This is a genomic window from Streptomyces sp. NPDC048191 (assembly GCF_040652655.1).
Classification (GTDB): domain Bacteria; phylum Actinomycetota; class Actinomycetes; order Streptomycetales; family Streptomycetaceae; genus Streptomyces.
In genome coordinates, this window is sequence record NZ_JBEZMO010000009.1 from 213,722 (window position 1) to 230,200 (window position 16,479).

General features: G+C 74.2%; 11 protein-coding genes and 1 pseudogene. 5 read left to right on the top strand and 7 right to left on the bottom strand.

The annotated features are described in order from the left end of the window. Positions 1-194 precede the first annotated feature (194 nt). The gene (gene glgX, locus AB0D93_RS17890) at positions 195-2,312 is read left to right on the top strand and encodes a glycogen debranching protein GlgX (RefSeq protein WP_362120238.1); all 2,118 of its coding nucleotides are present in this window, start codon (positions 195-197) and stop codon (positions 2,310-2,312) included. Here the strand turns inward: glgX and AB0D93_RS17895 are convergent. Continuing rightward, positions 2,266-3,834 (bottom strand): MFS transporter, encoded by a 1,569-nt coding sequence (locus AB0D93_RS17895; RefSeq protein ID WP_362120240.1) that lies wholly within the window; start codon positions 3,832-3,834, stop codon positions 2,266-2,268. The genes glgX and AB0D93_RS17895 overlap by 47 nt on opposite strands. 81 nt (positions 3,835-3,915) lie before the next feature. On the opposite strand from AB0D93_RS17895, the gene treY reads away from it, so the two are divergent. Next, positions 3,916-6,285: a malto-oligosyltrehalose synthase gene (gene treY, locus AB0D93_RS17900; protein ID WP_362120242.1), complete on the top strand. Its 2,370-nt coding sequence runs from the start codon at positions 3,916-3,918 to the stop codon at positions 6,283-6,285. Between the two features lie 102 nt (positions 6,286-6,387). Here the strand turns inward: treY and AB0D93_RS17905 are convergent. Both AB0D93_RS17905 and AB0D93_RS17910 read right to left on the bottom strand, forming a co-directional pair. Further along, a pseudogene (locus AB0D93_RS17905) lies at positions 6,388-6,546 on the bottom strand (LysR family transcriptional regulator); the annotation flags it as partial. A gap of 173 nt (positions 6,547-6,719) precedes the next feature. Further along, positions 6,720-7,604: a LysR family transcriptional regulator gene (locus AB0D93_RS17910; RefSeq protein WP_362120244.1), complete on the bottom strand. Its 885-nt coding sequence runs from the start codon at positions 7,602-7,604 to the stop codon at positions 6,720-6,722. Positions 7,605-7,700: 96 nt separating this feature from the next. On the opposite strand from AB0D93_RS17910, the gene lpdA reads away from it, so the two are divergent. Both lpdA and AB0D93_RS17920 read left to right on the top strand, forming a co-directional pair. Continuing rightward, positions 7,701-9,191 carry a dihydrolipoyl dehydrogenase gene (gene lpdA / locus AB0D93_RS17915; protein ID WP_362120246.1) on the top strand — a complete coding sequence of 497 codons (1,491 nt, stop codon included), beginning with the start codon at positions 7,701-7,703 and terminating at the stop codon, positions 9,189-9,191. Positions 9,192-9,329: 138 nt separating this feature from the next. Further along, entirely contained in the window at positions 9,330-10,580 is a 1,251-nt protein-coding gene (locus AB0D93_RS17920) for a M14 family zinc carboxypeptidase (RefSeq protein WP_362120248.1), read from the top strand. Between the two features lie 40 nt (positions 10,581-10,620). Here AB0D93_RS17920 and AB0D93_RS17925 read toward each other — a convergent pair whose 3' ends face one another. Then, a complete protein-coding gene (locus AB0D93_RS17925; RefSeq protein ID WP_362120250.1) occupies positions 10,621-11,046 on the bottom strand; it encodes a subtilase-type protease inhibitor in 426 nt (141 codons plus the stop codon). A 108-nt stretch (positions 11,047-11,154) separates the two neighbouring features. After that, positions 11,155-11,706, bottom strand: a complete 552-nt coding sequence (locus tag AB0D93_RS17930; protein WP_362120252.1) for a DUF1707 and FHA domain-containing protein — start codon at positions 11,704-11,706, stop codon at positions 11,155-11,157. A 190-nt stretch (positions 11,707-11,896) separates the two neighbouring features. Between AB0D93_RS17930 and treZ the strand changes: the two genes are divergently transcribed. Beyond that, complete coding sequence (gene treZ / locus AB0D93_RS17935) at positions 11,897-13,642, top strand: malto-oligosyltrehalose trehalohydrolase (protein WP_362120254.1); 1,746 nt, start codon at positions 11,897-11,899, stop codon at positions 13,640-13,642. A 562-nt stretch (positions 13,643-14,204) separates the two neighbouring features. On the opposite strand, the gene AB0D93_RS17940 is transcribed toward treZ, so the two are convergent. Further along, positions 14,205-15,143 (bottom strand): aminoglycoside phosphotransferase family protein, encoded by a 939-nt coding sequence (locus AB0D93_RS17940; RefSeq protein ID WP_362120256.1) that lies wholly within the window; start codon positions 15,141-15,143, stop codon positions 14,205-14,207. A gap of 66 nt (positions 15,144-15,209) precedes the next feature. Beyond that, complete coding sequence (locus tag AB0D93_RS17945; protein WP_362120258.1) at positions 15,210-16,337, bottom strand: aminopeptidase P family protein; 1,128 nt, start codon at positions 16,335-16,337, stop codon at positions 15,210-15,212. Positions 16,338-16,479 lie beyond the last annotated feature (142 nt).

A 16,479-nucleotide genomic window follows, 5' to 3' on the forward strand; every position in this document is an offset into this window, starting at 1 on the left:
CTCCCCCTGCTCCCCGTGGTCGTCCGGGAGTAAGTGTCGCCCCACTGGTTCGGTGCACTGCGGGTAAGAGAGCCGCCGTGCACGCTGGTCGGTGGGTAAGAGGGACGCAAGTCAAAGGAGGTTCCATCACTTTCGTGGAGACTCGGGGGCCAACGCGGCCCCAGCACGGCGGCACACCTGGGAGAGTCGTAGCCATGCAGGTCTGGCCTGGACAGGCGTATCCGCTCGGCGCCACCTATGACGGCGCCGGAACCAACTTCGCGGTCTTCACGGAGGCCGCGGACCGAGTAGAGCTGTGTCTGCTGCACGACGACGGCTCGGAGACGGCGGTGGAACTCCGCGAGAGCGACGCGTTCGTGCGGCACGCCTACGTGCCGGGCGTGATGCCGGGACAGCGGTACGGGTTCCGGGTGCACGGCCCGTACGACCCCGGGCGCGGGCTGCGCTGCAACTCCGCGAAGCTGCTGCTCGACCCGTACGCGAAGGCGGTGAGCGGCACGGTCCGGTGGGGCGAGGAGGTGTACGGCTACCACTTCGGCGCGCCGGACAGCCGCAACGACCTGGACTCCGCCCCGCACACCATGGCCTCGGTGGTGATCAACCCCTACTTCGACTGGGCGGACGACCGGCCGCCGCGCACCGAGTACCACCACACGGTGATCTACGAGGCCCATGTCAAGGGCCTGACCATGCGCCATCCGGGCCTGCCGGAGGAACTGCGCGGCACGTACGCGGCGCTCGCGCATCCGGCGCTGATCGAGCACCTGACCGAGCTCGGGGTGACGGCCCTGGAGCTGATGCCCGTTCACCAGTTCGTCAACGACCACCGGCTGGCCGACATGGGCCTGGGCAACTACTGGGGCTACAACACGATCGGCTTCTTCGCCCCGCACAACGCGTACGCCTCCTGGGGCGACCGCGGGCAGCAGGTGCTGGAGTTCAAGTCGGCGGTCCGGGCGCTGCACGAGGCCGGGATCGAGGTCATCCTCGACGTCGTCTACAACCACACCGCCGAGGGCAACCATCTGGGCCCGACGCTGTCCTTCAAGGGCATCGACAATGCGTCGTACTACCGGCTGACGGACGACCCGCGCTACTACATGGACACCACGGGCACCGGCAACTCGCTGCTCATGCGCTCCCCGCACGTGCTCCAGCTGATCATGGACTCGCTGCGCTACTGGGTCACCGAGATGCACGTCGACGGATTCCGCTTCGACCTCGCCGCGACCCTGGCGCGGCAGTTCCACGAGGTGGACCGGCTGTCGTCGTTCTTCGACCTGGTGCAGCAGGACCCGGTGGTCTCGCAGGTGAAGCTGATCGCCGAGCCGTGGGACGTGGGCGAGGGCGGCTACCAGGTGGGCAACTTCCCGCCGCTGTGGACGGAGTGGAACGGCAAGTACCGGGACACGGTGCGGGACCTGTGGCGGGGCGAGCCGAGGGCGCTCGCGGAGTTCGCCTCCCGGCTGACCGGCTCCTCGGACCTCTACCAGGACGACGGCCGCCGTCCGCTGGCCTCGATCAACTTCGTGACCTGCCACGACGGCTTCACCCTGCACGACCTCGTGGCGTACAACGACAAGCACAACACGGCCAACGGCGAGGACAACCGGGACGGTGAGAGCCACAACCGGTCCTGGAACTGCGGGGTCGAGGGCGAGACCGGCGATCCCGACGTGCTCGCGCTGCGCGCCCGGCAGATGCGGAACTTCGTCGCCACGCTGATGCTGTCCCAGGGCGTGCCGATGATCAGCCACGGCGACGAGTTCGCCCGCACCCAGCGCGGCAACAACAACGCCTACTGCCAGGACAACGACCTCTCGTGGGTGCGCTGGCCGGAGGGCGACGGTGCCGGCCGGGAACTGCTGGAGTTCACGCGCGCGATGGTGTGGCTGCGCCGGGACCACCCGGTCCTGCGACGGCGCCGGTTCTTCCACGGCCGGCCGGTGGAGGGCACTCACGACGAGCTGTCCGACATCGCCTGGTTCACGCCGGAGGGCTCCGAGATGACCCAGCGGGACTGGGACTCGGGGCGGGCGTCCGCGCTGACGGTGTTCCTGAACGGCAACGCGATCTCCGAGCCCGGCGCGCGGGGGGAGCGCATCACGGACGACTCGTTCCTGCTGATGTTCAACGCCTCGCCGGGGCCGCTGGAGTTCCTGGTGCCCGTCGACCACGGCCGGCAGTGGCAGGTGGTCGTCGACACGGGGCGTCCGGAAGGCGTGCCGCCGGGGTCCGGGACGAAGGTCGCCGCGGGTGACCGGCTCACCCTGCCCGACCGCAGCCTGACGGTGCTCCAGCGGCCGGCGTGAGGGGCGTGCGCGGCAGCGGCCGGTACGTCGTCGGGCGTGTCGTCAGGGCCAGGGCGAAGGCGAGCGCGGCCGCCGTGCTCGCCGCCGCGAACGCCGCCGAGGGGCCGTGGGAGTCGGCGAGGCGGCCGGTGACGGCGACCGCCAGGGCCTGGCCGCCGACCAGTGCGCTCGTGGCCGTTCCCATCGCCTCGGCCAGCCGGGACGGGGCGACGGCGCGCTCCAGGAGGCCGAACACGGTGATGAGGTGCGGGGCGTAGGTGACGCCGAGGACCGTGACGACGGCGTACAGGCCCGGCAGTCCGGTGACGCCGAGCAGCGGCAGCGACAGCGCGCAGCAGGCCCCGGTCGCCAGCCGCCACCGCGCCCGCGGACCGAACCGCTCCGGTACGGCGGCCGTGCCGAACCCGGCCACGGCGCTCATCACCCCCATGGCCGCGTACACGAGCCCCGCCTGGTCCTCCTGGCCGAGCCTCCCGGTGAGCGCGGTGATCCCGGCCTGGCACGCCCCGAACATCGCCCCCTGCAGCGCGAGGGCGCCGAGCAGGCCGGCAACGCACCGCGGCAGCCCAGGACGCACGGCACCCCCACGCGCCCGCCCGCCCGCTCCACGGGTGGGGGCGACGAGGTCCGCGGCGTTCACGCCACCACCGCGGGGAGCCGCGCACTCGGCAGCAGAGACGGGACCGACGCCGGGAACCTCGCACCCCGGAGCACGTATGAGGCCCGCGGCGGACACCTGTCCGGTGGGCTCGGCGGCGGGGTCGTCCGGGTCACGTGCCACGGCGCGGTCCTCGGGGTGAGGAACTGCGGCGCGAGCCTCGCCTCGGTGGGCGGGGGCGGAGGCGAGGTCCTCGCGCGGGCGTGGGGCCGAGGGGCTGGGCTTCGGGGTGGTCGGGCGGGCCGTGGGGTGCAGGGCGAAGGCGCTGCCGCAGGTGGCCACCAGTGCCGCCGCACCACCCATCGCGTAGGCCGGATGGGCGAGCACCGACGCCACGCCGACGAGTGCCGGTCCGAGGACGAACGACAGCTCGTCCAGGGTGCTCTCGAAGGAGAGCGCGGCGCCGACGGTGGCCTCGGGGGCGCCGGCGCGGCGGGCCAGGGCGACCAGGCGGGTGCGTGCCAGCGGGCCGATGAGCGGCACGGTGGCGCCCGCGGCCGCCCCAAGGAGGGCCAGGACAGGCGCCGGCAGGCCCGCGAGCGCCCCGGCGACCAGCAGGGCCAGGGCGAGCGCGTTGGCGAGCGACAACGCGGGCACGACCCTCCGCTGCCCGTGCCGGTCGGCGAGCCGCCCCACGAGCGGGCCGCAGGCCACCTGGCCGAGCGCGAGGGCCCCGCCGGTCAGCCCCGCGGCGGACAAGGAGCCGCTCGTCCGGGCGACGAGCAGCACGCTGCCGAACTGGACGGTGGCCGTCGGCAGCCGCCCCAGGAACGACACGCACGGCAGCAGCGGCCCGGTCAGACCGATCACCTCACGGTAGGTGTCCTGCGCACGGCGTCGGTCCGGCTTCCCCGTTGTCCCCATCGCTCGAAGCTAGGCACGCGTGCGTGGGTGTGTGCAGGCGCCGATGACACGAAAGACGGCGGGCTGGGTACGTAGGTTTCCATGACTTCTGCGCGCCCCGGACCGGAGGTGCCCACGGCCACCTACCGGCTGCAGCTCCAGCCCGCGTTCCCGTTCGCCGCCGCCGCGGCGGCCGTACCGTACCTGGCGTCGCTCGGCGTCTCGCATCTGCACCTGTCCCCCGTCCTGGAGGCCGTGCCCGGCTCCACGCACGGCTACGACGTGGTGGACCACGCGCGCGTGCGCGAGGAACTCGGCGGCGAGGACGGCCTGCGGTCACTGGCGCGGACCGCGCGGGAGCACGGTCTCGGCGTGGTGGCCGACATCGTGCCCAACCACATGGCGATGGCGCCCCGGCACAACCACGCCCTGTGGGAGGTGCTGCGCGAGGGGCCCGGCTCGCCGTACGCGCGCTGGTTCGACATCGACTGGGAGGCCCAGGACGGGCGGGTGCTGCTCCCGGTGCTCGGCGGTCCCGTCGGCTCGCAGCTGGAGCACCTCGTGGTCGACGGCGACGTACTGCGCTACCACGAGCACGCGTTCCCGCTGCGGGCCGGCACCCAGGACCTGCCCCTGCCGGAGCTGCTGGACGCCCAGTGGTACCGCCCGGTGTGGTGGCGGCTGGCCCGCACCGACCTGAACTACCGGCGGTTCTTCAGCATCTCGGAACTGATCGGGTTGCGCGTCGAGGATCCCGAGGTGTTCGACGCCACCCACGCCAAGATCCTCCAGCTGCTCGAGGACGGTGTGATCGACGGACTGCGCGTCGACCATCCCGACGGCCTCGCCGACCCGGACGGCTACCTCGCCCGGCTGCACGAGGCGACCGGCGGGCGCTGGACGGTGGTGGAGAAGATCCTCGCCGACGGTGAACGGCTGCCGGCGTCCTGGCCGGTCGCGGGCACCACCGGCTACGACGCCCTGCGGCAGGTCGACGGCCTGTTCACCGACCAGACGGGGGCGTACGAACTGCTCGGCCGGTACCGGGCCTTCGCCGCACCGCAGACGGACCGCGGCGGCAACTGGGAAGCGACCGTGCGGCGGGCCGCCTACAAGGTGCTCACGCACGAGCTGGCCGCCGAGACCGACCGGCTCACCCGCGTGGCCGACCGGCTGTGCGCGTCCTCGCCGGACCTCACCCTGCGCGACCGGGCTCCCTGGGCGCTGCGCACGGCCGTGGAGGAACTGCTGGTCCGGATGCGGGTGTACCGGCCGTACGCCTCCGGTGACGCGGCCGCCGTCGTCACCGAGGAGGCCGCCGCGGAGGCCCGGCTCGCCTTCGTGGTGGCGGAGGAGGCGGAGGCCGTCGGCATCGTGCGCCGGCTGCTGGTCGAGCCGCCCGGTGACCCCTGCGCGCCGGACCACGCCGAACGGGTGGAGTTCCGCACGCGGTTCGCGCAGACGGCGTCGGCGCTGCGCGCCAAGTCGGTGGAGGACACGGCGTTCTACCGCTACGTACCGCTGCTGTCGGCGACGGAGGTGGGCGGTGACCCGGGCCGGCCGGGGGTGTCCCCGGAGGACTTCCACGCGTACTGCGCGCGCGTGCAGCGCGACTGGCCGGTCACCGGCACGGTGGTCTCCACGCACGACACCAAGCGCAGTGCCGATGTCCGCGCCGCGCTGGCCGTGCTCACCGAATGCCCGGATCGGTGGGCGGAGTTGCTGGCCGAGGTGACCCTGCCCGAGGAGGGCGCTCCGGACGGGCAGCTGGCCTGGGCGGCCTGGCAGACCGTGTTCGGGCTCGGGCCCGCCGAGGAGGAGCGGGTCCGGCAGGCGCTGCTGAAACACGTGCGTGAGGCGGGCATGTACACCAGCTGGACGGAGCAGGAGCCGCCGTACGAGGACGCGGTGGCCGCGTTCGTCGCCGCCGGGCCGTGCGGGCCGCCCGGTGAGCGGGTGGCCGCGTTCCGCAAGGCGCTGGAGCCGCACGTCCGGGCCAACGTGCTCGGCACCGCCCTGGTCCATCTGACGATGCCGGGGGTGCCGGACGTGTACCAGGGCACGGAGGGCGAGTACCGGGCGCTGGTGGACCCGGACAACCGGCGCCCGGTGGCGTTCCCGCCCGAGGTGCCCGGGGAGAAGGACGCGCTGACGGCGGCGGCGCTGCGGCTGCGCGCCCGGCGCCCCGACGCCTTCGGCGAGGGCGCGTCCTACGAACCGCTGACCGCCGAGGGCCCGGCGGCCGGGCACTGTCTGGCCTTCGCGCGCTCCGGGGAGGCGGTCACGGCGGTGACCCGCCTGTCGCTGCTGCTCGCGGAGGCGGGCGGCTGGCAGGACACGCGACTGGCGCTGCCGCCCGGACGGTGGGCGGACACCCTCACACCGGGCCGGGAGTTCACCGGCGACACGCGCGTGGCGGACCTTTTCGACCGGCTGCCGGTGGTGCTGCTGGAACGCGTCGCGGAGGGGTGAGGACGCGGCCGGCGGTCCCTCCGGGAGGGGGCGCGCAGGGCCTGCTCCCGTCGTGGCCCTCGTACGGCCGTTCGCGCACGGACGCCGGCCGGGCGGCGCCGATCACGCGGTGGGCCAAGTGGCGCGCAGGAGGTCGGCGAACGCCTCAGCGGCACCGGTGAGCGGCACACGCGCGTAGACCGCCAGCGGGCGCCGCCAGACCGGATCGGGCATCAGGATCACGCAGTCCTCACCCACGGCCCCGCGCACGACGTCGGCCGGGCGGCGCCGATCACGCGGTGGGCCAGGTGGCGCGCAGGAGGTCGGCGAACGCCTCAGCGGCACCGGTGAGCGGCACACGCGCGTAGACCGCCAGCGGGCGCCGCCAGGCCGGATCGGGCGTCAGGATCACGCAGTCCTCGCCCACCGCCCCGCGGCCGGCCGCGCGGCGCCGCTCACGAGGCGGGCCACGTGGCGCGCAGGAGGTCGGCGAACGCCTCAGCGGCACCGGTCAGCGGCACACGCGCGTAGACCGCCAGCGGGCGCCGCCAGACCGGATCGGGCCTCAGGATCACACAGTCCTCACCCACGGCCCCACGCACGACGTCGGCCGCCGCTGCGCACACCCCGACCCCGGCGGCGGCCATGCGCACGGCCGTCGAGGTGTGCTCTGTCCACACGGCGGTCCTTGGCCTGAACCCGGCCCGTCCGCAGGCCCAGTCGAGGAAGCGCTCACCGTGGACGACGGGCTCCAGCGCGCAGCGGACCCAGGCGCGGTCGGCGAGTTCGGGCAGCCGTACCGTCGTACGGCCGGCGAGCCGGTCGTCGAACGGGACCACCAGGACCAGTTCCTCCTCACCGACCGGTACGACCGTGCCGGGCGGCTCGGTGGGCTCCGGGCCGAAGGCGAGGTCGGCGGTGCCGCGCTGCACCGCTTCCTCCAGCGCCTCGGCGGTGGCGTACTCGTGCAGCCGCAGCAGCACCTGGGGATGGGCCGTGCGCCAGCGGGCGAAGACGTCGGGCAGGACGCCCACGGCGAGGGAGTGCAGGGTGGCGACGTGCAGTTCGCCGCCCTCGGCGCCGGCGGTGGCCCGGGCCGCGCGGCGGGCCTGCGCGGCGCTGCGGACGGCGAGTTCGGCGTGCGGCAGGAAGGCGCGGCCCATGGGGGTGAGGCGCACGCCGCGGGCCATGCGCTCCAGCAGGGCGCCGCCGACCGACCTCTCCAGGGCCTTGATCTGGTGCGAGAGCGCCGGTTGCGTGACGTGCAGGGCGTCCGCCGCACGGGTGAAGGACGCCTCGTGGGCGACCGTCACGAAGTACTCCATCTGCCGCAGGCTCAACTCGGCGCCCTCCCCCAAGACTCATGAACATCCTGCATGGATCCCACAAGAACATTGCCTTGGACTCATGGCAAGGGGCGGGCGGAGGGTGGGGACATGAGCACACAGGGCACGAACACAGCGGACGTGATCGTCATCGGCGGCGGCACGGGCGGGTACGGCACCGCCCTGCGTGCCGCCGCGCTCGGGCTGGACGTCGTCCTCGTCGAACGCGACAAGGTCGGCGGAACCTGTCTGCACCGGGGCTGCATCCCGAGCAAGGCGATGCTGCACGCGGCCGAACTGGTGGACGGCATCGCCGAGGCGCGCGAGCGGTGGGGCGTGAAGGCCACGCTGGACTCGGTCGACTGGGCGGCGCTGGTGGCCACGCGGGACGACATCGTGGCGCGCAACCACAAGGGGGTCGAGGCGCATCTGGCGCACGCCGGTGTGCGAGTGGTACGGGGCAGCGCACGACTGACGGGGCCGCGCACGGTGCGCGTGGAGGACGTGCGCGCCGGTTCCACGCCCGGCGCGCCATCAGTCCCCACGCCGGGCGCGGAGCCGCGATCCGCGCCCGGCGTGCACGACTTCACCGCGCGCCGTGGGATCGTCCTCGCGACCGGCTCGCGCCCGCGTACGCTCCCGGGGCTCGAACCGGACGGGCGGCGCGTCGTGACCAGTGACGACGCGCTGTTCGCACCGGGGCTGCCGGCGTCCGTCCTGGTGCTGGGCGGGGGCGCGATCGGCGTGGAGTACGCCTCCTTCCACCGGTCCATGGGCGCGGAGGTCACCCTCGTCGAGGCCGCGGACCGGATCGTTCCGCTGGAGGACGCCGATGTGAGCCGGCATCTGACGCGTGGCCTGAAGAAGCGCGGGATCGATGTGCAGGCGGGCGCCCGGCTGCTGGACGCGGAGGTGCCGGCGAACGGCGTACGCGCGCGCGTGCGGACCGCGCGGGGCGAGACGCGCACCGTGGAGGCGGAGCGACTGCTGGTGGCCGTCGGCCGGGCGCCGGTCACCGCGGGGCTGGACCTGGCGGCGGCCGGCCTGACGACGGACGAGCGGGGTTTCGTCGTACCGGCGCACTGGAGCCGGCTGGAGACGGCCGTGCCCGGCATCCACGTCGTCGGGGATCTGCTGCCGCCGCCCTCGCCCGGCCTCGCCCACGCCTCGTTCGCGGAAGGGCTGCTGGTCGCCGAGACGCTGGCCGGGCTGCCGTCGGCTCCGGTGGACTACGCGGCCGTGCCCCGGGTGACGTACTCCTCGCCGCAGACCGCCTCGGTGGGGCTGACCGAGACCGAGGCACGCGCACGTGGGCGCGGGACCGAGGTCAACACGATGCCGCTGACCGCCGTGGCCAAGGGCATGGTGCACGGCCAGGGCGGCATGGTGAAGGTCGTCACGGAGGCCGGCGGCGGCCAGGTGCTCGGCGTGCACCTGGTCGGCCCGAACGTGTCGGAGATGATCGCCGAGAGCCAGCTGATCGTCGGCTGGGACGCCGAGCCCTCGGACGTGGCCCGGCACGTGCACGCGCACCCCACGCTGTCGGAGGCGGTGGGCGAGGTGTTCCTGACGCTCGCGGGACGCGGCCTGCACCAGCAGTGAACGCATGGCACGCACCGTACGCGGCGCGCCCCCGCGGCTGAGTCCGGGCGCCCCCGGTCGCCTCCCCCACCGGATGCTTGACAGTTCACCCTTCCCGTGCGGCACTTGGAGGGCGAAGCCGGGCGGAACAAGTCGGGGGTGAGTCTTCTGCCGGAGCTGCGCTATCCCAGCGTTCCCGAACTGGTTGCCTCCGCACAGGCGTTGGCCGCTCAGGAACCGGGGCTGTGCTCGCTCAGGCGGGTGGGCGTGTCGCGCGCGGGAAGACCCCTGCACCTGCTGTCGGTGGGGCACGCCCGGCGGGCGGTGCTGGTGGTCGCCGGCGCCCACGCCAACGAGCCGACCGGGGGTTCCACCCTGCGGGTGCTCGCCGAAAGGGTGCTCACCGAGCGTGAGTTGCGGACGGACACGTCCTGGCACTTCCTGCTGTGCGCGGATCCGGACGGCGCGAGCCTGCACGTGACGCCGGCGCCGCGCAGCCTGCTCGACTACCACCTCGGCTTCTACCGGCCGACGGGCGCCGAGCAGCCGGAGTGGTCACCGTCCGTGCTGCCGCCGGACCGGCTACCGCCCGAGACCCGGGCGCTGACCGGGGTGATCGACGAGCTGCGGCCCTACCTCCAGGTGACCCTGCACGGCACCGATCTGGGCGGCAGCTGGGTGCAGCTGACCCGGGACGTGCCGGGACTGGCCGAGCCGTTCGCCAAGTCCGCGGCGCAGCTGCACATCCCGGTGGAGACGGGCGCCTCGGACGCCGCCGGCTGGCCGGCCTCCGGTCCCGGGGTGCATGTCATGCCCGGCCCGGAGACGGGAGCCGCGTACCCGAGCATGCCGGACGACGCACGCCACAGCACCTGGTACCACGCGCACCGGTACGGCGGTCTGACGGCCGTGGTGGAGGTGCCGATGTGGGCCAGCGACCTGGTGGACGATCCCGCGCCGCACCCGGCTCCGGCGGCGGCGATGCGGCGGCTGGCGCGGCGGCTGCTGCGGGACGCGCTGGAGGTGGAGGGCGTGCTCACCGACGCGCTGCCCCGTCTCGACGGCGTGGACGGTCCGCTGCTGCGGGCGGCGCGCTGGGCGCTGGAGCTGATCCCGGGCCTGGCCGAGGACTGGATCCACACCCCGCCGGCCGCCTCGACGATGGCGTACGTCGGCAGTGTGGACGCGTTCGGGCGACGGCTGCCGTTGCGCGCGGCGGCGATGCTGCTGCGGGTGCTGCGGGCGACGGACGACCGGGCGGCACCGCGGCTGGAGCAGCTCGTCGCGGCGTGGTGCGACGCCTTCGCGGTGCGTTTCCGGGCCCGCTGGGTGCCGCTGGAGCACCAGGTCGAGCACCAGTCGCGGACGGTGCTGGTGGCGGCGCAGCAGGCTCGGGAGCGGGTGGGCTGAGGCCCCGCTCCGGCCGTGTCGCGCCGCCCGGCGGCCGGGCTCAGCGGCCCACGGCGAACACCGCTCCCGTCCGCGCCTCCATGGTGCACTTGTTGGAGTAGGTCTCCCGGTAGTCGACCGGCCGCCCGTTCCACCGCCCGTGCGCGTGGACGGTCACGGGGGCGAAGATCATCGGGCAGAAGACCTTCCTCTGCGGGATGCGGGCGATGTCGCCGTCGACGGCCGCGAGTTCGGCGCAGGCCTCGCCCGCGCGCGCGTATCCCAGGGGCACCGGGTCGCACAGCAGCAGCGTGCCGTGCTTGTTGCCGGCCGGGGCGGTCTTGCCGGGGGTGACGGTGAGGTAGAGCCAGTTGTCCGTGAGGGGGAGCGTCGCGCGGGGTGCCGCCTGGGCCGGGGCCGCGGCGAGGAGGCCGGCACAGGCCAGCAGGGCGCCGGCGGCCGTGGTCAGTCGGGTGATGTACGTCATGCCCGATGCATCGGCACACGGAGCCGCCTGCCACAGTCCGGCTCACCCGATCGGTTGGGCACGCGCCCGTGCGGGTGAGCCGGTTCGAACACGGCCGGCCGGCGCCTCTCAGCTCGCGGCGAGGCGGAAGGCCATCCTGCCGAAGGCGACCTGGTCGCCCTCGCGGACGACGACCGAGCCGATCACCCTGCGGCCGTTGACGGTGGTGCCGTTGGTGGAGCCGAGGTCCCTGAGCACCCACAGGTCCGCCTGGCGGCTGAGCTCGGCGTGCACGCGGGAGACGGTCTCGTGGTTCAGGCGCAGCCCGTTGGCGGGGTCGCGGCCGATGCGCAGCGGGTGGGCGTGCGTCGGGTGCGGGAGCAGCAGCTTGGGCAGCCGCTCGGCCTGCCAGGCCCGGCGTAGCCGTACGGTGAACCCGGAGACGGCCTCGACGGAGCCGAAGAACGCGCGGGAGAGACGGTTCTCGCGGGGCAGGTCGGCGACGAGGGCGGCCAGTTCGTCGGCACGGCGGGCGGCCAGCGCCAGCTCCATGCGGCGCACGAACGTGTCGTGCGAGAGCCGGCCCATGGCGACGCCGTCACGCAGCACCTGCAGCGCCTTGTCCCGCTGCGCGTCGGACAGCCGCGCGGGGTACGTGGAGAACTCGAAGGACGACGTCACGCAGGTGATTGTCGGACAGTGGACCCCGGGTGTCCAGAAAACCGGAATCGGCGCCGATCTGCGGGTACTTCCACGACACCCACCGGGAAAGCGCGGATTCGAAAGCGGATTGATCGTCCGGGCGGGCACGATGGGGACCCGGGACATCACGGTGAGCAGGCGAGACATCACAGACGAAGGGGAACCGTCCGTGCAGTTCGAGGTGTGGGCACCGCAGGCGGACCGAGTGACGCTCCATTGCAAGGGGGACACGCGCGCGTTGGCGCGTGATCCCGGGCGCGCGGGCTGGTGGACGGGGGAGGCGGAGGCCGGGGACGGCGCGCGGTACGGGTTCGCGCTCGACGACGGTCCGGTACTGCCCGACCCGCGCTCGCGCCGCCAGCCGGACGGACCGGACGGGCTCAGCGCCGTCGTGGACCACGGGCGCCACGCATGGCGCGCGCGGTGGGCGGGGCGCGGGCTGCCGGGCGCGGTGCTCTACGAGCTGCACGTGGGCACGTACACCCCCGAGGGGACCCTGGACGCGGCCGCCGCACGGCTGGAGCACCTGGTGGAACTGGGCGTCACACACGTGGAGTTGATGCCGCTGTGTCCGTTCCCGGGGCGGCACGGCTGGGGCTACGAGGGGGTGTCGCTGTGGGCGGTGCACGAGCCGTACGGCGGCCCCGACGCGCTGAAACGGTTCGTGGACCGGGCGCACGAACTCGGTCTGGGGGTCGTCCTGGACGTCGTGCACAACCACTTGGGCCCGTCGGGCAACTATCTGCCGCTCTTCGGACCGTACTTCACCGACGCGCACCACACGCCGTGGGGTTCGGCGGTGAACCTGGACGGGCCCGGCTCGGACGAGGTGCGCGCGTTCCTCGTCGGCAGTGCGCTGGCGTGGCTGCGGGACTACCGGATCGACGGGCTGCGGCTGGACGCGGTGCACGCGCTGCACGACACGCGCGCGTACCACTTCCTGGAGGAGCTGTCGGCGGCCGTGGACGGCCTCTCCGGGGAGCTGGGCCGGCCGCTGTTCCTGATCGCCGAGTCGGACCTGAACGACCCGCGGCTCATCACCGCGCGCGCGGAGCACGGCCTCGGGCTGCACGCGCAGTGGAACGACGACTTCCACCACGCCCTGCACTCCGCGCTGACCGGTGAGTCGCAGGGCTACTACGCCGACTTCGCGCGCGCCCCGTTCGCCGCGCTCGCCAGGACGCTCACCGGCGGTTACTTCCACGACGGCACGTACTCCGGCTTCCGGGGCCGGCACCACGGACGGCCACTGGACCGGGCACGGGTGGCCGGACACCGGCTGCTCGGCTACAGCCAGACCCACGACCAGGTCGGCAACCGCGCCCAGGGCGACCGGCTCGCCGCCCACCTCTCCCCCGGTCTGCTCGCCTGCGCGGCGACGCTCACGCTGACCTCGCCGTTCACGCCGATGCTGTTCATGGGCGAGGAGTGGGCGGCGGGCACGCCCTGGCAGTTCTTCACCGACCACACCGATCCGGAGCTGGCCGAGGCGGTACGGCGGGGCCGGCGGCGGGAGTTCGCGGCGCACGGCTGGGCCGAGGAGGACGTACCGGACCCGCAGGACCCGGGGACGAGAAACCGCTCCGTGCTGGACTGGTCGGAGCCCGAACGCGAGCCGCACGCGCGCGTGCTCGCCTGGTACCGGCGCCTGATCGCCCTCCGGCACGAGCAGCCGGACCTCACCGACCCGGACCTGGCCGACACGAAGGTGGCGTACGACGAGGACGCCCGCTGGCTGGCCTTCGCGCGCGGTGACGTACGGGTGGCGGTGAACCTGGGCAAGGAGCCGGCCGCGATCCCCCTGGGCACCCGGCCCGCGGTCATCCTGGCGGCCTGGGAGCCGGTCGGGTCCCCGGGCCCGGACGGCCTGCTCCGGCTCCCCGGCGAGTCCTGCGTGATCCTGACCCAGCCCTGACGAACCGAAACGACGCGGACCGCACCGGCAGCCCCCTCCGGACCACGGTGCCCTCCCGGGCCGACGTCCGCCCCCGAGCCCCCGGGCCTCGACGGCCACTGGCCTCCGCGTCCCGGGCGGTCTTCGGGCCCCCGGGGCCGCCGGCTTCTCGGCCTGAGGCGGCGCTCAAATCTCCGGGGCCACCGGCGTGCCTGGCGTCGCGGCCCTCTGGCCCTCAGGGCCACTGGTCTCCGGGCCCGCGGCTCTCCGGGGTCGCGGCCTGAGGCCCTGCCCCGGGCCTGCGCCGCCTAGGGGTCTCCCGGCCTCGCGGGACTCGGGGACCGTACGGGGCGTCCCGGTCGTGCGCGGGATCCGAACCGCCTCGACCGTGGGGCTCCCGTGCTGCGCGGCTTCGGTCTCCGGACGCCCAGGGCCCTGACGCCTCTTCCGGACCCTCCGGATCTGCGCCGCCTTCGAGCCGCGCGCGAATTCCGGGTTTCGGGTCTCTTACGGGTCTCCCCGGAATCTCCCGGTCTCGAAGCCGGCCCCGGTCCGGTGCCTGCGACACCCCCTGACCGGCGTTCTATGGGCCCGGCTCGTCCTCCTTGAATTCCGTCAGGCGCTCCAGGAGGATCGGCTCCCACGCGCGGGCCAGTCGGGTACGCAGGAGGGGCAGGGGGCAGTCGTCGCGGCCCTCCAGGCGGTCGGCGAGACGGACGACGGTGTCGCAGCGGGCCAGCCACAGGCCGCGCAGGCAGGGGCGGGCGCCGTAGCCGGCCAGGGTGGCCGCGCGTACCGCCGCGCCGGAGCCGACCGCCAGGACGAGCCCCGCGATGTCCTCGGCGGGGTCCCCCAGGGCGGCCTCGGTCCAGCCGAGGACGCCACGCACCCTGCCGTCGGCGCCGACCACCAGATGCTCGCCCTCGAGGCCGTGGTGGACCAGCACGGCGGTGCCGGGCTGGGCGGTGAGCTGCGCCGCGCCGGGCGGGGTCAGCTGGTGCAGCCGGGCGGCGTCGAACTCGTCGGCGGCGGCGAGCCGTTCGGCCGCGTGGACCGCCATGCGGCGCAGGGCCTCCAGGGAGCGCGGGGCGGCGCGGGGCACGCCGAGCGCCTCGGCCTGCCGTACGGGCACCGCGCGCAGCCCGGTGAGCAGCCCGGCGAGATCCGCCTCGCCGACGGCCGAGACCTCGTGCTCCTCGGCGGTGCCGCCGGGGAGCACGGTGTCGAGCGTGTACCCGAGGCCCGGCGCCCACTCGCCGTGCGCCACGCCCGCCGGGACGGCGACGGGGAGGTGCGGTCTGACCACATCGCGCAGGCGCAGCTCGCGGCGCTGGCGCAGGGTGCCCTCACGGTCGGTGGCGAGCCGCAGCACATGGCGGGTGCCGACCCACCAGGTGGAGTGCCCGCCGCCCTCCGTCACGGGCCGCACGTCGGGCCCCGCGGTGTCGTCGCCGCCCTCCTTGAGCAGCGAACGGACCAGTCGGCGGACGGTGTCCGCGGTGGGTGTCGGTGCCTGGGTCATGGGTCGCGCGTCGCCGTTCCGGGATCGTCGTCGAAGGTGGTGTCTCCTGGGTCTCCCCGTGGTCCCTCAGTCCACTATGACCATCTCGCGCGTGGTGGTGTTGAGGCGACGGCCGCCGTCCCCGGTGACCGTGACGATGTCCTCGATGCGCACCCCGAACCGGCCGGGCAGGTAGACGCCGGGCTCGACGGAGAAGCACATGCCGGGCACGAGGGGCTGTTCCTCGCCCTCGATCATGTACGGGGGCTCGTGCGTGGTGACGCCGATGCCGTGCCCGGTGCGGTGGATGAAGTACGCCCCGTACCCGGCGTCGCTGATCACCGCGCGGGCGGCGCGGTCCACCTCCTGGCAGGCCACGCCGGGCCGTACGGCCTGGTAGCCCGCCTCCTGGGCCTCGCGGACGAGTTCGTGCACCCGGCGCTCCTCCTCGGTGGGTTCGCCCACGTGGACCGTGCGGGTGGTGTCGGAGCCGTAGCCGTCCTTCAGGCCCCCGAAGTCCAGGACGACCATGTCGCCGTGCCGGATGACGCGGTCGCCCATCTCGTGGTGCGGGTTGGCGCCGTTGGGACCCGACCCGACGATGGTGAAGTCGACCTGGGAGTGGCCGAAGCGGCGCAGCAGGCCGGCGAGGTCGTGGCCGACGTCGGACTCGCGGCGGCCGGCGAAGGGAACTTTGCGGATCTCCTCGAACGTCGCGTCGGCAGCCGCTCCGGCGGCTGCGAGGAGTTCCAGTTCCGCGGCGTCCTTGACGGCGCGCAGCATGGGGAGGGCGTCGGTGAGCGAGGCGTAGGAGCTGTCGGGCAGCGCCCGCTGGAGACCCAGCAGGTGCATGGCCCAGGTGTTGTCGCTGATGCCGAACCGGCCGCGGCCGTCGAGGAGGGCGGCGGTGACGGCGTAGGGGTCCTTGCCGTCGGTCCAGTCGCGCAGGGTGAGGGTGGACGCGCCGGTCGCGTGCTCGGCGTCCGGGGCCTCCAGGGTCGGTACGACGAGCACGGGCTCGTGGCCGGGGGTGAGGACCAGCACGGTGAGCCGTTCGGTGACGGCGGTGGGTGTGTAGCCGGTGAGCCAGACCATGTCCGGGCCGGGTGCCACGAGCAGGCCCGCGAGGCCGGCGTCGGCCGCGGAGCGCGCGGCCCGCTCCATGCGGGCCCTGTAGTCGGCGGCGGTGAAGAGCGCGGGCGTACTACCGGTCATCCGGGCCTCCGGGCGCGGGTCGGGAACGGGCGACGGCGTCTCGGGCAGCATCCTGCCCGTCCGGACAGGGACACGCGAGCCGATCGCCGGTGCTCCCCGCGGGCTGCGGTCGGCGCGGAAGGGACTCGGCATGGGGCCATCA